The following is an 18185-nucleotide window of genomic DNA, read 5'->3' on the forward strand; positions in this document are numbered from 1 at the left end:
CTGTCATGCCCATCGCACTCCTGGCCCTGGCCATCGGCGCCTTCGGGATCGGGACGACCGAGTTCGTCATCATGGGGCTGCTGCCCCAGGTCGCCGTCGAGTACGGCGTCTCCATCCCCACCGCCGGATACCTGGCCTCGGGATACGCCGTGGGCGTCCTCGTCGGGGCTCCGCTCATGACGATTCTCGGTACCCGCGTCTCGCGCAAGACCATGCTCATGGCCCTCATGGGCATCTTCGTCGCGGGCAACCTGCTGTCTGCCGTCGCGCCCGCGTTCGGCCTGATGCTGGCCGGGCGGATCGTCACCTCGCTGGCCCACGGCGCCTTCTTCGGCATCGGCTCGGTGGTGGCCGCCAACCTGGTCGCACCGCAGAAGCGGGCCAGCGCCATCGCGCTGATGTTCACCGGGCTCACGCTGGCCAACGTCGTCGGCGTGCCGCTCGGCACCCTGCTCGGCCAGCAGACCAGCTGGCGCCTCACCTTCGCCGCCGTCGCCGTCCTCGGCGTCCTCGCGGTGATCGGTGTCGCCCTGCTCATCCCCGCCGACGAGGCGCCCAGCGCCGCCAACAAGCACATCCAGGGGGAGCGCGGCCTCGTCCTGCGCGAGCTGGCCGCCTTCCGCGATGTTCAGGTACTGCTGGCCATGGCCATGACCGTGCTCGGCTTCGGCGGCGTCTTCGCGGCGATCACCTACATCGCGCCGATGATGACCGAGGCGGCGGGTTTCGCCGAATCCGGCGTCACCTGGATCCTGGTGCTGCTCGGCATCGGCATGGTGATCGGCAATCTGGTCGGCGGCCGCCTGGCCGACCGCGCGCTGATGCCGCTGCTGTACGTCTCGCTAGCCGCGGTCGCCGCGGTGCTCGCGCTGTTCGCCTTCGCCGCCTACTCCCAGATCGCCTCGGCGGTCGCCGTCGTCCTGATCGGCCTGCTGGGCTTCGCGACCGTACCGCCGCTTCAGAAGCGGGTGCTCGACCTGGCCTCGGGCGCGCCCACGCTCGCCTCCGCCGTCAACGTCGGCGCGTTCAACCTGGGCAACGCGCTGGCCGCGTGGCTGGGCGGGCTGGTCATCTCCGGCGGGTTCGGCATCACCGCCCCCAACGTGGTGGGCGCGCTCATGGCGGGCTCGGCGCTCGGGCTGGCCGTGATCTCAGGGCTGCTGGAGCGCAGGCGGGCTCAGCGCCCGATCAGCACGGCCGCGAGCGTCACGACCGCCGGAACGGTCTGAACGAAGAGGATCTTCCTGCTCGCGGTGGCCGCGCCGTACAGACCGGCCACCGCCACGCAGACCAGGAAGAACACCTTGGCCTGGAAACCCACGGGGTCGGCCGCCACCAGGCTCCAGATCAACCCCGCCGCGAGGAAGCCGTTGTAGAGGCCCTGGTTACCCGCCAGGGCCTTCGTCTGCTCGGCGAACTCCCTGGTCATACCGAAGGCCTTCATCGCCCTCGGGGTCGTCCACAGGAACATCTCCAGAACCAGGATGTAGACGTGCAGCAGCGCGACGGCCGCCACCAGGATGTCCGCCACCACGCTCACATGATCAGTCTCTCACGCGCTCGCGGCGTATCGTGAGGGCGTGGCCGACACTCTCGCACGCCCCAGCAGGCGCGGCGTCGCCGTCGCCGTGGTCCTCGCGGGTCTGCTCCTCGCCCTGTCAGCGCTGTTCCCCTGGGCGGGCATCGACGCCAGGTTGGAGGTGCTGGGGGCGGGCGTCAGCCAGGACGTGCGCGGCGTCGACGACCCGTTCGGCGTCTACACGCTCGTCGCGGGCCTGGCCGCCGCCGCGCTCGGGGTCGCGGGGCTGCTGCGGGGCCGGCTGCTGACCGCGCTCGCCGTACTGCCCGGCCTGGTCGCGGCCGTGCTCCTGGTGATGTACGTGGCCGATCCTCGGGGCATCGGCGACCGGGTGTTCGTGGACCTCGGGGTGCTGTCCATCGAGCCTGGGCTGCGGCCCGGCTGGTTCGCGGCCCTGGCGGCGGCGCTCGCCGTCACCACCCTGGCCCTGCTCGCCCTGACCCGCCCGCGCAGCCTGGACTGATCCGCCGACGCATCCCACGCCGGCCGGCCCGCACACACCTCGCGACCCCACCCCCGCGCTGATCCGCCCGCGCGTCCCGCGATGAACCGCACCGGGCCGGCGTGCCGTACGGGAGACCTCAGTCGTAGAAGCCCAGCCTGCGCAGCTGCTTCGGGTCGCGCTGCCAGTCCTTGGCCACGCTGATGCGCAGGTCGAGGTAGACGCGCGTGCCGAGCAGCGCCTCGATCTGCTTGCGGGCCCTGGTGCCGACCTCGCGCAGCCGCTCGCCCTTGTGCCCGATGACGATCGCCTTCTGGGAGGGCCGTTCGACGAACATGTGGGCGTAGATGTCGAGCAGGTCGTCGCGCCCCTCGCGCGGAAGCATCTCGTCGACCACGACCGCGATCGAGTGGGGCAGTTCGTCGCGCACGCCTTCGAGCGCCGCCTCCCTGATCAGCTCCCCCACCAGCACCTGTTCGGGCTCGTCGGTGAGCTGCCCGTCCTCGTACAGCGGAGGCGACTCGGGCAGCTCCGAGATCAGCACCGACCCCAGCGCGTCGAGGTTGTCGCCGTTCTCTGCCGACACCGGCACGACGTGCGCGAACTCGGCCAGCTGCGACACCGCGAGCAACTGCTCGGCGATCTGCTCCTTGGACGCGAGATCGCACTTGGTGACCACGGCCACGACCGGCGTGCGCTTGACCGCGGCGAGCTTGTCGGCGATGAAGCGGTCGCCCTTGCCGATCGGCTCGTTGGCGGGCACGCAGAAGCCGATGACGTCGACCTCGGTGAGCGTGGACAGCACCAGGCTGTCGAGCCGCTCGCCGAGCAGGGTGCGCGGGCGGTGCAGGCCAGGCGTGTCGACGATGATCAGCTGTGCGTCGGGGCGGTGGACGATGCCCCGGATGGCGCGCCTGGTGGTCTGCGGCTTGGAGGAGGTGATCGCCACCTTGGTGCCGACCAGGGCGTTCATCAGCGTGGACTTGCCGACGTTGGGGCGGCCGACGAAGCAGGCGAATCCGGCGCGATGGTTACTGGTCACCTAAGAATTCTCGCCTATGCCGACCAGCGCTCTCGCCACCAGCCGAAAGCCCGCGGCAGGACCCGCGGGGACCAGGCGGGCATCGACAGGCCCTCAAGCTCGGCCTCGGTGGCGAAGCGGGCCTCGGTGATCTCCTCGCCGTCCGGCGTGATCGTGCCGCCGGTGAGCGCGCAGCCGTACACGGCGTTGACGTAGGCCACCTGGTGGCCGTTGGGGTAGGTGGTGCGGAACTCGGGCCCGCCGAACACGCCGATCAGGCCGCGCACCTCGATGTCGACGGCGAGTTCCTCGCGCAGTTCGCGGACCACCGCGTGCTCGGGGCGCTCGTCGGGGTCGATGCCGCCCCCTGGCGGCGCCCACATGCCCGTCTCTCCTGCGTGGCGGGCCACCAGCAACCGTCCCTCGTCGTCGAAGACGCAGCCGGTGGCGGCGGGCAGCATCAGCAGGCTGTTGCCCACCAGCTTGCGCAGGTCGGCGAGGAACGGCGACATGGCCATGTCAGCCCCTGAGTGTGCCGTCGGGGCCGGCCACGTACAGGGCCTTGGCGCCCAGCTCGCGCACCACCGCCTCGTCGTTCTCGCTCGCGTTCTCGCCGTCCGTGACCAGCGCCGCGGCCTCGAGCGACTGGGCGCCGCTGGAGACCGCCATGGCCACGGCCACCTGGACGGCCGACAGCGTCAGCGAGGCGAGGTCGACGTTGGTCGCGGAGTAGGTGCGGCCCGTCTCGTCGCGCACCGCCGCACCCTCCCGCGCCCCGTTCCGCGCCCTGGTCGCGCGCGCCAGCGTGATGATCTTGGAGTCTTCGGCATCGAGAGTCACGAGCCCAGGTTAGCGAGCCAGCTCGACGAACGCCTTGGCGAGCTCCTCCGTCTGGTGGACGTCGACCGTGCCGAGCCCGGTGTGCACCACCGACAGGAGCCTGTCGCCTTCGCGGACGAACACCACGTCGAGAGCGTAGGGGTAGCCGTTCAGCCGCCCGCGCAGTTGCCTGCTGACCACGTCGCCGCCCAGTTCGGGAAGCACGAGCGGCGACAGCCTCAGCCTGGTGGCCCTTCCCGGCGCGCCCGCCTCGATCACGGGACAGCGGTCCATCGCCCTGCCGAGTTCGCCCAGGTGCCATCCGGCCTGCGCCGCCCCGTAGACGGCCACCCCGACCGCGGCCAGCTCGCCGAGCACGTCTCCCTGGTAGCTGGCCGCCGCGTGCGCCTCCAGCGACCGCACCGGCGGACGTCCGCTCGCCGTCTGGAACGCGGCCATGCAGCTGAGATCGCCCTTGGGGAACGGCGAGCGCCACGCGTCGTGCGCCTTGGGAGAGAAGCCGTCGGGCAGCGCGGGTTGCTCGCGCAGGAGCCGCCGCAGCCTTGCGCTCTCCTCGGTGGCCGCCGACTCCGCGTAAGGACGCCGTTCGCCGCAGCCGACCAGGCACGTCGCGAGCAGCCCGCAGGCCATGGCGGCGAGCGCCGCTCTCATGATCAGCTTCATGATCTCCCCCGATGATCGCTCAGCCGACGGCATATCTGCCCCGTCGACGAATGCGGCAATCCACCGGAGTCGCCAATTCAGTGCGTGTTATCGCAAACCCACATCGGCGGGCGGCACACAAGCAAGGGTGCCCTCGCCCGGTTCCACCCGGGCGAGAGCACCCTTTACGAAATGCAACGCCTGGCCGCGGCTAGCAGGCCGGGCGTCGCGTTTCCCCCCGGAGCCCCCTCCGCGCCGCGAACCCCTTCCGGCACTTCGGAGACCCCCTGCGACACCCACCGCACAGGGTGTCGAGAAACATCGTGTACGTGGGGCCTTGCAAGATGCTTGTAGAACACTTGCGGCTTTGGCGGCTACATCGACCTCTTGTGATAACAGGAGCTCAGCGCGGCTTTTGCCCCGCGACGGGCCGCGCTCTCGGGGGTAGAGCGGCCGCCTGGGGGCGGGGGTCAGTCCTGCTCGGCGGCAGCGACGACGGCCTCGTCCTCGGGCGGCGTGACGCGCCTGACCACCACCGTGCCGATCCGGTTACGCCGCCCCGCCAGGCTCTCGGCGGTCAGCTGCAGCCCCGCCACGACCGCCTGTGATCCGGCGATCGGCACCCGGCCCAGCGCGTGCGCGAGCAGCCCGCCCACCGTCTCCACGTCGTCGACGTCGATCTCGGTGTCGAACAGCTCGGCCAGCTCGTCGACCGGCATCCTGGCCGTCACCCGCATCGCCCCGTCGGGCTGGGTCTCGACACGGGGAGCCTCCTGGTCGTACTCGTCGGCGATCTCGCCGACGATCTCCTCGAGGATGTCCTCGATGGTGACCAGCCCTGCCGTGCCGCCGTACTCGTCGATGACGATCGCCAGGTGGATCTGACGGGCCTGCATCTCCCGCAGCAGCTGGTCGATCGGCTTGCTCTCGGGCACGTACGTGGCCGGCCGCATGATCGACTCGACCTTCGCGCTCGCGTCGTCGGACGATTCCTGCACGCGCCGCGCGATGTCCTTGAGGTAGGCGATGCCGATGACGTCGTCCTCGTTCTCGCCGGCGACGGGCACGCGGGAGAAGCCGCTGCGCAGCGCCAGCGAGAGCGCCTGGTTGAGCGTCTTGCCCCGCTCGATGAAGACCATGTCGGTACGGGGCACCATGACCTCGCGCACCAGCGTGTCGCCGAGCTCGAACACCGAGTGGATCATCTCGCGCTCGTCGGGCTCGATCACTCTGCGCTCCTCGGCCAGGTCGACCAGGTCGCGCAGCTCGGCCTCGGAGGTGAAGGGCCCGTCGCGGAACCCCTTGCCAGGCGTCAGCGCGTTGCCCAGCAGGATCAGCAGCTTGGGCAGCGGCCCGAAGATCCTGGTCAGGCCGTACACGATGGGAGCGCTGGCCAGCGCGATCGGTTCGGCGTGCTGGCGGCCCAGCGTACGCGGCGAGACACCGACGATGACGTAGCTGACCACGATCATGACGGCGGCCGCGGCGGCGTAGGCCGAGCCCTGGTCGCCGAGCAGGTCGATGAACATCAGCGTGGCGATCACCGTGGCGATCAGCTCGCAGCTCAGCCTGAGCAGCAGGAGCAGGTTGAGGTAGCGCGGTGGGTCGGCGACGATGGCCTGCAGCCGCTCGGCCCCCCTGCGTCCCTCACGCACGAACTCCTCCGCACGCACCCGGGAAATGCGGGTCAGGGCCGTTTCCGCACTGGCGATCAAACCGCCGATCACCACGAGAACGACGGCCGAAAGCAGCCACGCGTTCACCGCTGGGTGCGCACCTCCCGCCACGACTCCAGGAGCTTGGCCTGCAGGCCGAACATCTCCTTGTGCTCTTCCGGCTCGGCGTGGTCGTAGCCGAGCAGGTGCAGGATGCCGTGGGTGAGCAGCAGGTCGAGCTCGTCCTGGGCGCTGTGGCCTGCCGCGGTGGCCTGCTTGGCGGCCACCTGCGGGCACAGCACGACGTCGCCGAGGAGCGCGGGGTCGGTGGCGCTGTCGCCGTCGCCTCGCGCGCCCCCGCCCGGGCGCAGCTCGTCCATCGGGAAGGACAGCACGTCGGTCGGGCCAGGCTCGCCCATCCACTTCTCGTGCAGGTCGGCCATGGCCCCCTCCTCGACCACCAGGATCGACAGCTCGGCCAGAGGGTTGATGCCCATCTCCTGCAGCACGTGCCCGGCGAGGGCGGCGAACCCCTGCTCGTCGACCTCGACGCCGGACTCGTTGTTGACCTCGATGCTCATACGTCCTCCTCCACCGGCCGCATGAGCATCCGGCGCTCGCTCATGGCCGCTTCCCCCGTCGCTGCTGGTGGATCTGCTTCGGCTCCTGGAGCGCGTCGTAGCGCCCGTAGGCGTCCACGATGTCGCTGACCAGCTTGTGACGAACCACGTCGGAGCTGGTGAGCCGCGCGAAGTGGATGTCGGGGATGCCGTCGAGGATCTCCTGCACCACGCGCAGGCCGCTCGTCGTGCCACTGGGCAGGTCGACCTGGGTGACGTCACCGGTCACGACGATCTTGGAGTTGAAGCCCAGTCGCGTCAGGAACATCTTCATCTGCTCGGCCGAGGAGTTCTGCGCCTCGTCGAGGATGATGAAGGCGTCGTTGAGCGTGCGACCGCGCATGTACGCCAGCGGCGCGACCTCGATCGTGCCCGCGGCCATCAGCTTGGGGATGGACTCAGGGTCGATCATGTCGTGCAGCGCGTCGTAGAGCGGGCGCAGGTAGGGGTCGATCTTCTCGTAGAGCGTGCCGGGCAGGAAGCCGAGCCGCTCTCCCGCCTCCACGGCGGGCCTGGTCAGGATGATCCGGTTGACCTTCTTCTCCTGAAGCGCGCGTACGGCCTTCGCCATGGCGAGATAGGTCTTGCCGGTGCCGGCGGGGCCGATGCCGAACACGATCGTGTGCTTGTCGATCGCGTCGACGTAGCGCTTCTGGTTGACGGTCTTGGGCCGGATGGTGCGCCCGCGCGAGGAGAGGATGTCGAGGGACAGCACCTCGGCGGGGCGTTCGGAGGTCATCTTCAGCATGGCGATGCTGCGCTCGACGGCGTCGGCGGTCAGCTCGCCGCCGTTGCGCAGCACCTCCACCAGCTCCTCGAAGAGGCGCACGACGGCGCCGCTCTCGTCGGGGCTGCCGGTGATGGTGATCTCGTTGCCACGGACGTGGATGTCGGCGCGGAACGCGCCCTCGATGACACGCAGCAACTCGTCACGAGAGCCAAGGAGGCTGACCATCGGGTATTCGTCCGGAATCAGCACCTTTGCCTGAGTGCGCGAGGGTGGTGCCGTTCTGCGGGATTCGTTTAGCTCGGACATGGGCAGGCCTGTCGGCCTGATGCCTCCCGGTCTCGGTCGGGTGTTCTCACTTCATGGTAGCCGGGCACCCCTACCTGGTTCGCGTCAATATCAGCCGGGCGGCCACTGCAGGCCACGACCGCCGAGAACGTGCGCGTGCACGTGGAAAACGGTCTGGCCCGCGCCGGCTCCCGTGTTGAAGACCACGCGATAACCGCCCTCCGCCACGCCCTCCTGCACGGCCACGGCGTGCGTGGCCTTGAGCACGTCGTCGGCGAGGCCCTCGTCGGCCTCGGCCAGCGCGGCCGCGTTGGCGTGGTGCGCCTTCGGGATCACCAGGACGTGCGTGGGCGCCTGCGGATTGATGTCGCGAAAGGCCAGCGTCCTGTCGTTCTCGTAAACGATCTCGGCAGGAATCTCCTTGGCCACGATCTTGCAGAAGAGACAGTCGGTCACGTCGGAACCCTATCGTCACTCAAGAGAAAGGAGGTGATCCGCTGTTGCCAATCGGTAATCCGTCATACCGTGCGTACAAAGATCCCCGCGGTTAGGGTGTCTGTGCGACAATCCACCGGAAACTAAGACGATTCAGGGTCGGGCGAGGCCACCTGGCGAGGACACGACTGGGTCATGCCCCCTAAGGAACCGCAAGAGCGTAAACCCTCCGGGAAGGCTGAGCGTCCCACTGATGTGACCACCGAAACCCTTCTGGCCGACAGGTCGTTAGGGGCGGTGCCGGTCGGGTGGGATGCCGACATGGCCGTGACTGCGCTCTACAGCGCGCACTTTCGGTCATTGGTGCGTCTCGCTGTGTTGCTCGTACGCGACATAGCAACCGCGGAGGAAGTCGTGCAGGACGCGTTCGTCGCCATTCATGGCGCCTGGCGCAGACTTCGTGACCCCGACAAAGCACTCGCCTACCTACGTCAATCTGTCGTCAACCGGTCCCGTTCCGTGCTGCGTCACCGCGCGGTCGTCGAAAAGTATGCTCCCAAGGGTCTGCCCGACGCCCCGAGCGCCGAGAACGGCGCGATCGGCGAGCTTGAACGCTCGGCGGTCATCGAGGCACTGCGGGCCCTGCCTGCGCGACAGAGAGAGGCGCTCGTTCTTCGTTATTACGGTGACCTGTCCGAGGCCGAGATCGCCCATGCCATGGGCATCAGCAAGGGCGCCGTCAAGAGCCACACGGCTCGTGGCATGGCCGCCCTGCGTTCCGTTCTGGAGAAGATGTCATGACCCTGCCGCCCGACGAGCACGGCGAGATCCTGCGCCGGGTGCTGCGCGCGGAGGCGGACGCGGTCGTGCCGTCTCCCGAGGGTTTGGAGATCATCCGCGCCCGCATCGAAAGGCGCGGGCTACGGGGACTCTTCTGGTTGCGGGCGGGCGCCGCGGCGGCGGGCGCGGTCCTCGTGGCAGGGACGATCGTGATGGTCGTCCCCGACCTCCGCAACATGGTGGTCGTCCCCTTCGCCCCCGTCGACAACATCACCGAGCTGCCGCCTGACATCTCCTCGACCACCCGCCCGCCGACCAAGGCGCCGCCGACCAGGCGCAGCCAGCCGGCCGTGCCGCCGCCTCCCGTGACCAGCGCGCCGCCCACCGAGCGGTCGGAGACGCACGCGCCGAGCAAGAAGACGCCCACGCCGACCCCCACGCCCACGCCGTGCGCGAAGGGGAGCTCCGAGCCGCCGGAGGAGTGCGCGGACGGCACCCCGACTCCGACACCGTCGGCCACCCCGTCGGAGACGCTGCAGAACCCCGACAATCCTGACTGCGGCGCCGACCAGTGCTCGCCCGAGGACCCCGCGCCCTCGCCCAGCGAGATCGCCAGCCCGCTGTCCAGCCCCTAGCGCTACCAGCGCCCCGTGCGAGCCTGCACGACGGCGGCCGCCGCGACCCCCGCCGTCGAGGTTCGCAGCACCGTCGGCCCGAGCAGCGCGGGTACGGCCTTCGCCGCCGTGAACCTGTCGAGCTCCTCCCCCGCGATCCCGCCCTCGGGCCCCACGACGAGGACGATGTCACCCGCCGCGGGCAGCTCGACCGTCGCCAGCCCCTCCTCGGCCTCCTCGTGCAGCACCAGCGCCAGCGCCGCACCCGCGAGCAGCTCGGCCACCTGCGCCGTCGAGTGCTGAGGGGTGACCGTGGCGGCGTGGAACCTGCGGGCCTGCTTGCCCGCCTCCCTGGCCGTCGCCTGCCACTTCGCGAGCGACTTGGCCGCCCTGTCGCCCTTCCACTGCGTGACGCTGCGCGAGGCCGACCACGGCACGATCACGTCCACGCCCGCCTCGGTCATCATCTCGACGGCCAACTCGCCCCTGTCGCCCTTGGGCAGACCCTGCACCACGACGAGGCGCGGCGAAGGCGCGGGCACCTCGAAACGGCGCAGGACCTCCACGCGCAGGGAATCCTTGAGCACCTCCCTGGCCACGCACTCGGCGCCCAGCCCAGCGCCGTCGGTCAGGTCGATCCGCTCACCTTGACGGATGCGCCGCACGGCCGCGGCGTGGCGGCCCTCGGCGCCGCCGAGCACGAACTCGGCACGGCCGAGGTCCGCGGCGTCGGCGAGGAACAAGGGCACGGTCACAGCAGGCTCCCCCTTGGGCGGGCGATGTGACGGCGGCCGGCCGGAGTCCCGCTGGAGTCGCGTGATGGACGGGCCCCGGCCACGTGACCGCGGTGGGGCCGGACCGGCCTGCCGTACAGGAGAAGAGGGTCAGCGGCCGTTGAAGGCGTCCCTGAGGCGGGAGAAGAAGCCTTGCTGGCCTGGAGCGAACTTGCCCGGCGGGCGCTCCTCGCCGCGCAGCTTGGACAGCTCCCGCAGCAGGTCCTCCTGCGCCTGGTCGAGGCGGAGGGGGGTCTCCACGTTGACGTGGATCAGCAGGTCGCCGCGGCCGGTCTCGCTGAGACGCTGGACGCCCCTGCCGTACATCGTGATGACCTGGCCCGACTGGGTGCCCGGCCGGACGTCGATCTCCTCCGCGCCGTCGAGGGTCTCGACGGTCAGCGACGTGCCGAGCGCCGCGGCGGTCATCGGGATCTGGACCGTGCAGTGGAGGTCGTCGCCACGCCGCTCGAAGATCTCGTGCGGCTTCTCGACGATCTCCAGGAACAGGTCTCCGGGAGGGCCGCCGCCGGGGCCGACCTCGCCCTCGCCCGCCAGCTGGATGTGGGTGCCGTCCTCGACGCCCGCGGGGATGCGGACCTTGATCGTACGGCGGGTGCGGACCCTGCCGTCGCCCGAGCACTCCTGGCAGGGGTGCCTGATGATCGAGCCGAAGCCGCCGCACTGGGGGCACGGCCTCGAGGTCATGACCTGGCCCAGGAAGGACCTGGTGACCTGGGAGATCTCGCCGCGCCCCTGGCACATGTCGCAGGTGTCGGGATGCGTGCCCGGCGCGGCGCCCGAACCCGAGCAGACCTCGCACAGCACGGCCGTGTCGACGTTGAGCTCCCTGGTGGTGCCGAACGCCGCCTCGCGCAGGTCGAGCTCGACCCTGATCGTGGCGTTGCGTCCTCTCCTGGCACGGGAGCGGGGGCCACGGCTGCCGCCCGCCCCGCCGAAGAAGGCGTCCATGATGTCGCTGAAGGGGAAACCGGCTCCGAATCCGCCGGCTCCGGCGCCCGCACCCGCGCCCGCGAACGGGTCGGCGCCCAGGTCGTACATCTGCCGCTTGTTGGGATCGGACAGGACCTCGTAGGCCTGCGTGATCTCCTTGAAGCGCTCCTGGGTCGCAGGATCGGGGTTCACGTCGGGGTGAAGCTCGCGAGCCAGCCGACGATAGGCCTTCTTGATCTCGTCCTGACTGGCGTCACGGCGTACCCCGAGGGTGCCGTAGTAGTCGTTTGCCACTTATCGACCTCTTATGAAGCAGCCAGGATCTGGCTGACGTAGCGTGCCACCGCGCGCACAGCGCCCATCGTCACGGGGTAGTCCATCCGGGTGGGACCGAGCACGCCGAGGCGAGCCCCCGAACCGTACCCTGTGGCGACGAGGGAGGTGCCACGCAGTCCTGTGTAGGGGTTTTCCGAGCCGATCCTGACGGTGAGCGTGGTCGGCATGTCGGAGGTCTCGCCCAGCAGGCGCATCAGCACGACCTGCTCCTCCAGCGCCTCGAGCACGTCGCGCAGACCCGTGGTGAAGTCGGCGCCCGCCAGGTTGGCCGCGCCGGCGAAGACGATCTTCTCGTCGTGGCGCTCGACGAGGGTCTCCAGCAGCACCGAGAGGATCGTCGCCGCGGCGGGCCGGTCCTCTACGGGCAACCGCTCGGGCAGGTCCGAGACCTGCTCGGGCACCTGGTTGAGCCCGCAGCCGTCGAGGCACGCGTTGAGCACCGCGCGCAGGTGCGCGACCCTCGACTCCTCGATCGTCTCCGGCAGCTCGATGACACGCTGCTCGACCCGGCCGGTGTTCGTGATCAGCACGAACATCACCCGCCTGTCGGTCAGCGGCACCAACTCCAGGTGACGAACCGTCGACTGGGAGAGCGTCGGGTACTGCACCACCGCGACCTGCCTGGTCAGCTGCGCCAGCAGTCTGACCGTGCGGGTGACCACGTCGTCGAGGTCGACCGCGCCCGCAAGGAACGTCTCGATCGCCCTGCGCTCGGCGCCCGACAGTGGTTTGATCTGCGAGAGCTTGTCGACGAAGAGCCGGTAGCCCTTGTCCGTCGGCACCCGTCCCGCGCTGGTGTGGGGCTGGGCGATGTAGCCCTGCTCCTCCAGCGCGGCCATGTCGTTCCTGACCGTGGCCGGAGAGACGTTCAGGTTGTGGCGCTCGGCCAGCGCCTTGGAGCCCACCGGTTCGTTGGTGGACACGTAGTCCTCGACAATGGCGCGGAGCACCGCAAGCTTTCGATCATCGAGCACGTGCTCACCTCCCTGCCTGTAAAGGAAACGACAGGTCTAGCACTCTGTGTTCCCGAGTGCCAAGTGTACGGCTCTCGCCCACAGGGTGCGATAACACACCTAGTCAAGCTGACTGCAAGCCGCAGGTCGACAATAGTGGTCATGACCGACGTTCCACCCCCGTACCGGCAGGACCCGAGGTACGGCGCCTACGTTCCACCTCCTGCCCCGGGGCAGATCAGGCCGCGTGCCTGGTGGATCGCGGTCGTCTGGACGGTGGCGTTACTGACGGCGGTCAGCGGTGTCGCCGGGTTCGCCTCGGACCTCGACTCCACCCTGAAAGAGCTGGTCCCCGCCAGGTCCTTCGCCCCTGGCGAACCCGTCACGGTGACGATCGACCCCGCCGACGAGCCGGGGCTCTACCTGTCGAGCAGGCGGCCCGTCCGCTTCTCGTGCGAGATCGACGGGGGCGGCCTGTCGGAGCCCAACGGAACGCAGACCGTCAACGAGTGGGAGCTCGTCCACGTCATCGACGTGCCGGAGAAGGGCGAGTACGAGGTCTACTGCAGCGCCGAGGAGGACGCCGAGGCGCGCTTCGGTGTCGGCCGCCTGCTCACCGCGGCGATGGGTGAGATCGCCGGCAGCGTCCTCGTGCTGCTGGCCGTGCCGGGAGCGGGCATCCTGTTCGCGATCATCATGACGATCGCGATCCTCGTCCGCAGGAGCAACGCGCGCAGGAACGGCGATTTGCTACGGTCCCCCCATGTACGAGCGTGACGTTCTTGCGGGGAACTGGCGGCGCCCGGGCAAGGGGAAGATCCCGGCCGTGCCGGCCGAACGCGACCTGGTCGTGGAGGACGCCGACAGCGGGTTCTGCGGCGCGGTGGTGGCCTGCGACAAGGAGGCCGTCACGCTCGAGGACCGCTTCGGCAAGCGGCGCCTGTTCCCGCTGGCGCCCGCCGCCTTCCTGCTGGACGGCAAGCCCGTGACGCTGGTGCGGCCTGCCGCGTCCGCCCCCGCGGGCCCGCGTCGCAGCGCCTCGGGTTCCATCGCCGTCGAGGGCCTGCGCGCCAGGGTGGCCAGGGAGAGCCGCATCTACGTCGAAGGTGTGCACGACGCGGCGCTCGTGGAGAAGATCTGGGGCCACGACCTGCGCGTCGAGGGCGTGGTGGTGGAGTATCTGGAGGGCGTGGACGACCTGCCCTCGATCGTCGAGGAGTTCGGTCCAGGGCCGGAGCGCAAGCTCGGCGTGCTGGTCGACCATCTGGTTCCCGGCTCGAAGGAGAGCCGGATCGCCGCTCAGGTGACCTCGCCGCACGTGCTGGTCGTCGGGCATCCGTTCGTCGACATCTGGCAGGCGGTCAAGCCCTCCGTGCTGCGCATTCCCGCGTGGCCGCAGGTGCCGCGCGGGCTGCCGTGGAAGGAAGGCGTGATCGCCGCGCTGGGCTGGGGGCTCGAACCCGCCGACGCGTGGCGCAGGATCCTGGGCGCGGTTTCCACATATGCCGACCTCGAGCCTTCTCTGCTCGGCAGGGTCGAAGAGCTGATCGACTTCGTGACGGAGACATGATGAGCGAGAACTTCCCTCAACCGCCCGACGGGGACGCCACCAGGCGCGTCGAGCGTTCCGACCTGCCGGGTTCCGGCCCGCAGCAACAACCGGGGTACGGCCCGCCGTCAGGCGGTCAGCCCTCAGGGGGTCACAACCCGCCGCCGCCCGACTACGGCCAGCCGTCAGGGGGTTACGGCCAGCCGTCCGGCGGTCATGGACAACCTCCCTCAGGAGGGTACGGTCCTTCGCAGGGGTACGGCCCTTCGCAGGGCTATCCGCCACCGCTGGGCTACGGCCAGCAGGCATACGACCCGCAGGGTTACGGCCAGCAGGCATACGACCCGCAGGGTTACGGCCAGCAGGCATACGACCCGCAGGGTTACGGCCAGCAGGCATACGACCCGCAGGGTTACGGCCAGCAGGGTTACAGCCAGCAGGGATACGGCCAGCAGCCCGGCTACGGTCCTGCCGGCTACCAGCGCCCGCCGTACACGCCCGGCCAGTACGGCCCCAGGCCAGGCAGCGACGACACCAGCATGGCGATGCTGGCCCACCTGCTCGGCATCCTCACCGGCTTCGTCGGTCCGCTGATCCTCTACTTGGTCAAGCGTGACGAGTCCCCCTACGTCCGCGACCAGGCGGCGCAGGCGCTCAACTTCCAGATCACGGTCTTCATCGGCTACATCGTCTGCATCGTGCTGTCGTTCGTGCTGATCGGATTCCTGCTGATGTTCGTGCTGTGGATCGCCGCGTTGATCTTCGAGATCATGGCGGCGGTGGCGGCCAACAGAGGCCAGAACCACCGCTACCCCGTCAACATCACCTTCGTCCGCTGACGGTCCTGAACCCGCGGTCGCCCGAGGCGGAGCCCGGCGTGTTCGACGAGCGCGCCGCCGCCTTCGCGATCCGGCGCGCTACAGGGTCAGGTCACGGATCAGGGCGTCGGCCAGCAGCCTGCCGCGCAGGGTGAGAACCATGCGCCCCGCTTTGAACGGCTCGGTCTCCAGCAGCCCGTCGCCCAGCGCTCTGGCCACGACGGTGCGCGCCTCCTGCGCCACGCCGTCCAGCGGGTAGCCGGAGGCCAGTCGCAGCTCCAGCATCAGCCGCTCCACCTCGCGGTCTCCGGCGGTGAGCACCTCGCGCGCGTGCGCGGGCGAGGTGCCCGCCGCCAGGCGCTGCGCGTAGGCGGCCGGATGCTTGACGTTCCACCAGCGGGTGCCGCCCACGTGGCTGTGCGCGCCCGGCCCGACCGCCCACCAGTCGCCGCCGGTCCAGTAGAGCAGGTTGTGCCGGCACCTGCCCTCCGCGGAGGTGGCCCAGTTCGACACCTCGTACCACTCGAAGCCCGCCTGTGACAGCAGCTCGTCGGCGATGAGATAGCGGTCGGCCGCCACGTCGTCGTCGGGCATCGGCAGCTCTCCGCGCCTGATCCTGGCCGCCAGCCTGGTGCCGTCCTCGACGATCAGCGAGTAGGCGGAGACGTGGTCGGGCTCGGCCTCGATCGCCGCCCGCAGCGAGGCCCGCCAGTCGTCGTCGCTCTCTCCTGGCGTGCTGTAGATCAGGTCCAGGTTGACGTGGTCGAACCCGGCCTTCTTCGCCTCCTGTACGGCCTGCGCCGCCCTCCCCGGGGTGTGGTGCCTGTCGAGGACCTTCAGCACGTGTTCCCTGGCGCTCTGCATGCCGAAGCTGACCCGGTTGAAGCCGCCGTCGCGCAGCCTGTCCAGGTAGGCGGGGTCGACCGACTCGGGGTTGGCCTCGGTGGTCACCTCGGCGCCCTGGGCCAGGCCGAACTCCTCGTCGATCGCGCGCAGGATCCTGGCCAGGTCGGCCGCGGGCAGCAGCGTGGGAGTGCCTCCGCCGAAGAACACGGTTTCGACGGGCAGCTCGGCGGCGCCGAGGACGCGGCGGGCCAGCCGTACCTCCTCGATGGCGGTGTCGGCGTAGTCGCGGTGGGAGGCGCCGGGACCCAGCTCGGCGGCGGTGTAGGTGTTGAAGTCGCAGTAGCCGCAGCGGGTCACGCAGAAGGGCACGTGGACGTAGAAGCCGAACGGGCGCTCGCCCAGGCCGTGCAGGGCGCTCGCGGGCAACTCGCCCGACGCGGGCGCGGGATCGCCGTCGGGAAGGGTGGATGGCACGCTTCCAGTCTGCCGTGCGCCGCGGACCACCCCGTCCCGCCCATTGACGCGCCGATCACGCGGGCCTACGATCCGGGTCAACTTTAAGGAAAGTTTCCTATAAGTTCGCCACTGGAGACGCCCGTGAAGAGAGCCCTCATCATCCTGTCCTCCTTAGTCCTGGGCCTGACGGCGGTGGCGCTGCCGGCCGAGGCCCACGGCGGTTTCAAGCGAGTCGCCTACTTCATCCAGTGGGGCGTCTACGGCAGGAACTTCCACGTCAAGGACATGGACACCAGCGGCGCGGCCGCCAAGCTGACCCACATCAACTACGCCTTCGGCTTCGTCGCCGCCGACGGCACCTGCGTCTCCGCCGACCCGTGGGCCGACTGGCAGCGGCCCGTCCCCGCCGAGCAGAGCGTGGACGGCGTCGCCGACGCCCCCGGCCAGGCGCTCAACGGCAACCTCAACCAGCTGCGCAAGCTCAAGGCCAAGCACCCCGGGCTGCGCGTGCTGCTCTCCCTCGGCGGCTGGACGGGCTCCCGCCACTTCTCCGACGCCGTCCTCACCCCCGAGGCGCGCGCCAAGCTGGCCACCTCCTGCGTCGACATGTGGCTGAAGGGCAACCTGCCCGGCCTCGAGGCGGGCGCGGCCGTGGGCGTGTTCGACGGCCTCGACCTCGACTGGGAGTGGCCCGGCTCCGAGGGCGCCCCGGGCAACGTGATCAGGCCCGAGGACAGGCGGAACTTCACCCTGTTCCTGTCCGAGCTCAGGTCGAGGATGGACGCGCACTCCCGCTCCGCCGAACTCACCGCCTTCCTCCCCGCCGCGGCGACGAAGATCGACGCCGGGTTCGAGGTGCGCAAGGTGTTCAAGCTGCTCGACTTCGCCACCATCCAGGGCTACGACCTGCGCGGCTCGTGGGAAGCGCAGACCGGGCACAACGGCAACCTCCTGACCGACCGCCGCGACCCGAACCCGGTGCGCTACAGCGTCGACCAGACCGTCCGCGACTACCTGTCCCGCGGCGCCCCCGCCAGGAAGATCGTGGTCGGCGTGCCCGCCTACGGCCAGGGCTGGACCGGGGTCACCGCCGGCGGCGACGGCCTGTACAAGCCCGCGACCGGGCCCGCCCCCGGCAAGTGGGCGGCCGGTACCGAGGACTACAAGGACCTGGTCGGCAAGCCCGGCAAGCGCTACCGCGACCTGCGGACCGGCACGGTGTGGCTGTACGACGGGAACGAGTTCTGGTCGTACGACGATCCGGCCGTGATGGTGCAGAAGGCCGCCTACATCCGGCTCAAGGGGCTCGGCGGGTCGATGATGTGGTCCATCGACCAGGACGACGCCAAGGCCTCCCTCACCTCGGCCCTGTACCAGGTCCTCCGCTGACCTTCCTCGCGTGCCCGCGAGCATGGTGAACGGCAGGCGAGGGGCTCGACCCGCGGGGACGGCGCAAGGGGTTCGCGCCGTCCCCGCGACCACGCGCCAGATCTGCCGTCACCCACGCCCCCTTCGCTTCATCTCCTCTGCTTCATCTCCTCTGCTTCGCCCCCACTGCCTCGTCCCCGCGCGGTGGCGATCCAGGGGATCTCCCTCGTCGGCACGGGCGGGAGCCGGCACTACTCCTCCGGTGGTGCCGGTACCGGCGCAACTGCGCCCCCCGGCGTACGCGGAAAGGCCACCCACAGGGGACGATCACGGACCCCGGAGCGGCGACGATTCCCCCGTCCCTTTCCCGCCGCCGTGCACGCGCTCACGCCTGCACCCCGTCGCCTGGAGTCAACCCATGCATGTCGTACCGCGACGCCTGTCGTCCATCCTCGCGGTCACGCTCGTCACGACGCTGTCCGGCTCGGG

General features: G+C 70.0%; 21 protein-coding genes. 8 read left to right on the plus strand and 13 right to left on the minus strand.

Annotation, left to right across the window (positions count from 1 at the left end; translation table 11 throughout):
* Window positions 1–5 precede the first annotated feature (5 nt).
* Window positions 6–1229, plus strand: a complete 1224-nt coding sequence (locus ACFSKW_RS38005; RefSeq protein WP_379578312.1) for an MFS transporter — start codon at window positions 6–8, stop codon at window positions 1227–1229.
* Here the strand turns inward: ACFSKW_RS38005 and ACFSKW_RS38010 are convergent.
* Window positions 1178–1540, minus strand: a complete 363-nt coding sequence (locus ACFSKW_RS38010) for a DUF1304 domain-containing protein (RefSeq protein WP_379578314.1) — start codon at window positions 1538–1540, stop codon at window positions 1178–1180. The two genes, ACFSKW_RS38005 and ACFSKW_RS38010, sit on opposite strands and share 52 nt — an antisense overlap.
* 40 nt (window positions 1541–1580) lie before the next feature.
* On the opposite strand from ACFSKW_RS38010, the gene ACFSKW_RS38015 reads away from it, so the two are divergent.
* A complete protein-coding gene (locus ACFSKW_RS38015) occupies window positions 1581–2042 on the plus strand; it encodes a hypothetical protein (protein WP_379578316.1) in 462 nt (153 codons plus the stop codon).
* Between the two features lie 118 nt (window positions 2043–2160).
* Here ACFSKW_RS38015 and era read toward each other — a convergent pair whose 3' ends face one another.
* The 8 genes from era to ACFSKW_RS38055 form a co-directional block, all read right to left on the minus strand.
* A complete protein-coding gene (gene era / locus ACFSKW_RS38020; RefSeq protein WP_379578318.1) occupies window positions 2161–3063 on the minus strand; it encodes a GTPase Era in 903 nt (300 codons plus the stop codon).
* Window positions 3064–3077: 14 nt separating this feature from the next.
* A complete protein-coding gene (locus ACFSKW_RS38025) occupies window positions 3078–3560 on the minus strand; it encodes an NUDIX domain-containing protein (protein WP_379578320.1) in 483 nt (160 codons plus the stop codon).
* Window position 3561: 1 nt separating this feature from the next.
* Window positions 3562–3882, minus strand: a complete 321-nt coding sequence (locus ACFSKW_RS38030; RefSeq protein ID WP_379578322.1) for a cytidine/deoxycytidylate deaminase family protein — start codon at window positions 3880–3882, stop codon at window positions 3562–3564.
* A gap of 9 nt (window positions 3883–3891) precedes the next feature.
* On the minus strand, window positions 3892–4545 hold the full coding sequence (locus ACFSKW_RS38035) for a hypothetical protein (RefSeq protein ID WP_379578324.1): 654 nt from the start codon (window positions 4543–4545) through the stop codon (window positions 3892–3894).
* 449 nt (window positions 4546–4994) lie between these two features.
* A complete protein-coding gene (locus ACFSKW_RS38040) occupies window positions 4995–6287 on the minus strand; it encodes a hemolysin family protein (protein ID WP_379578326.1) in 1293 nt (430 codons plus the stop codon).
* Window positions 6284–6760: an rRNA maturation RNase YbeY gene (gene ybeY, locus ACFSKW_RS38045; protein ID WP_379578328.1), complete on the minus strand. Its 477-nt coding sequence runs from the start codon at window positions 6758–6760 to the stop codon at window positions 6284–6286. Before ybeY ends, ACFSKW_RS38040 begins: the two co-directional genes overlap by 4 nt.
* Before the next feature lie 40 nt (window positions 6761–6800).
* Window positions 6801–7835: a PhoH family protein gene (locus ACFSKW_RS38050; RefSeq protein ID WP_379578330.1), complete on the minus strand. Its 1035-nt coding sequence runs from the start codon at window positions 7833–7835 to the stop codon at window positions 6801–6803.
* 90 nt (window positions 7836–7925) lie between these two features.
* The gene (locus ACFSKW_RS38055) at window positions 7926–8270 is read right to left on the minus strand and encodes a histidine triad nucleotide-binding protein (RefSeq protein WP_379578332.1); all 345 of its coding nucleotides are present in this window, start codon (window positions 8268–8270) and stop codon (window positions 7926–7928) included.
* A gap of 300 nt (window positions 8271–8570) precedes the next feature.
* Here ACFSKW_RS38055 and ACFSKW_RS38060 point away from each other — a divergent pair, with 300 nt between their 5' ends.
* Window positions 8571–9050: a SigE family RNA polymerase sigma factor gene (locus tag ACFSKW_RS38060; protein WP_183660508.1), complete on the plus strand. Its 480-nt coding sequence runs from the start codon at window positions 8571–8573 to the stop codon at window positions 9048–9050.
* Window positions 9047–9664, plus strand: coding sequence for a hypothetical protein (locus ACFSKW_RS38065; RefSeq protein WP_379578334.1), 618 nt, complete (start codon window positions 9047–9049; stop codon window positions 9662–9664). Before ACFSKW_RS38060 ends, ACFSKW_RS38065 begins: the two co-directional genes overlap by 4 nt.
* Window positions 9665–9666: 2 nt before the next feature.
* On the opposite strand, the gene ACFSKW_RS38070 is transcribed toward ACFSKW_RS38065, so the two are convergent.
* The 3 genes from ACFSKW_RS38070 to hrcA all read right to left on the minus strand — a co-directional run bounded on the left by ACFSKW_RS38070 (window position 9667) and on the right by hrcA (window position 12680).
* Entirely contained in the window at window positions 9667–10398 is a 732-nt protein-coding gene (locus tag ACFSKW_RS38070) for a 16S rRNA (uracil(1498)-N(3))-methyltransferase (protein ID WP_379578336.1), read from the minus strand.
* A gap of 129 nt (window positions 10399–10527) precedes the next feature.
* The gene (gene dnaJ, locus ACFSKW_RS38075) at window positions 10528–11664 is read right to left on the minus strand and encodes a molecular chaperone DnaJ (RefSeq protein ID WP_379578338.1); all 1137 of its coding nucleotides are present in this window, start codon (window positions 11662–11664) and stop codon (window positions 10528–10530) included.
* An 11-nt stretch (window positions 11665–11675) separates the two neighbouring features.
* On the minus strand, window positions 11676–12680 hold the full coding sequence (hrcA, locus tag ACFSKW_RS38080; RefSeq protein WP_379578340.1) for a heat-inducible transcriptional repressor HrcA: 1005 nt from the start codon (window positions 12678–12680) through the stop codon (window positions 11676–11678).
* A 141-nt stretch (window positions 12681–12821) separates the two neighbouring features.
* Here hrcA and ACFSKW_RS38085 point away from each other — a divergent pair, with 141 nt between their 5' ends.
* From ACFSKW_RS38085 to ACFSKW_RS38095, 3 genes are read left to right on the plus strand one after another with little or no spacing between them, the layout of a single operon-like run.
* Window positions 12822–13436 (plus strand): hypothetical protein, encoded by a 615-nt coding sequence (locus ACFSKW_RS38085; protein ID WP_379578342.1) that lies wholly within the window; start codon window positions 12822–12824, stop codon window positions 13434–13436.
* Window positions 13423–14229 (plus strand): DUF3097 domain-containing protein, encoded by an 807-nt coding sequence (locus ACFSKW_RS38090; RefSeq protein ID WP_379578344.1) that lies wholly within the window; start codon window positions 13423–13425, stop codon window positions 14227–14229. The genes ACFSKW_RS38085 and ACFSKW_RS38090 overlap by 14 nt, the downstream gene beginning before the upstream one ends.
* Window positions 14229–15047: a magnetosome magnetite crystal formation protein family gene (locus ACFSKW_RS38095; protein WP_379578346.1), complete on the plus strand. Its 819-nt coding sequence runs from the start codon at window positions 14229–14231 to the stop codon at window positions 15045–15047. Before ACFSKW_RS38090 ends, ACFSKW_RS38095 begins: the two co-directional genes overlap by 1 nt.
* A gap of 78 nt (window positions 15048–15125) precedes the next feature.
* Here the strand turns inward: ACFSKW_RS38095 and hemW are convergent, their stop codons facing one another.
* Window positions 15126–16346 carry a radical SAM family heme chaperone HemW gene (hemW, locus tag ACFSKW_RS38100; RefSeq protein WP_379578348.1) on the minus strand — a complete coding sequence of 407 codons (1221 nt, stop codon included), beginning with the start codon at window positions 16344–16346 and terminating at the stop codon, window positions 15126–15128.
* A gap of 123 nt (window positions 16347–16469) precedes the next feature.
* Between hemW and ACFSKW_RS38105 the strand changes: the two genes are divergently transcribed.
* Window positions 16470–17717, plus strand: a complete 1248-nt coding sequence (locus ACFSKW_RS38105) for a glycoside hydrolase family 18 protein (RefSeq protein WP_379578350.1) — start codon at window positions 16470–16472, stop codon at window positions 17715–17717.
* Window positions 17718–18185: the final 468 nt, after the last annotated feature.

The sequence above is a fragment of the Nonomuraea mangrovi genome (genome assembly GCF_042681425.1).
In the GTDB taxonomy this organism is placed as follows: domain Bacteria; phylum Actinomycetota; class Actinomycetes; order Streptosporangiales; family Streptosporangiaceae; genus Nonomuraea; species Nonomuraea mangrovi.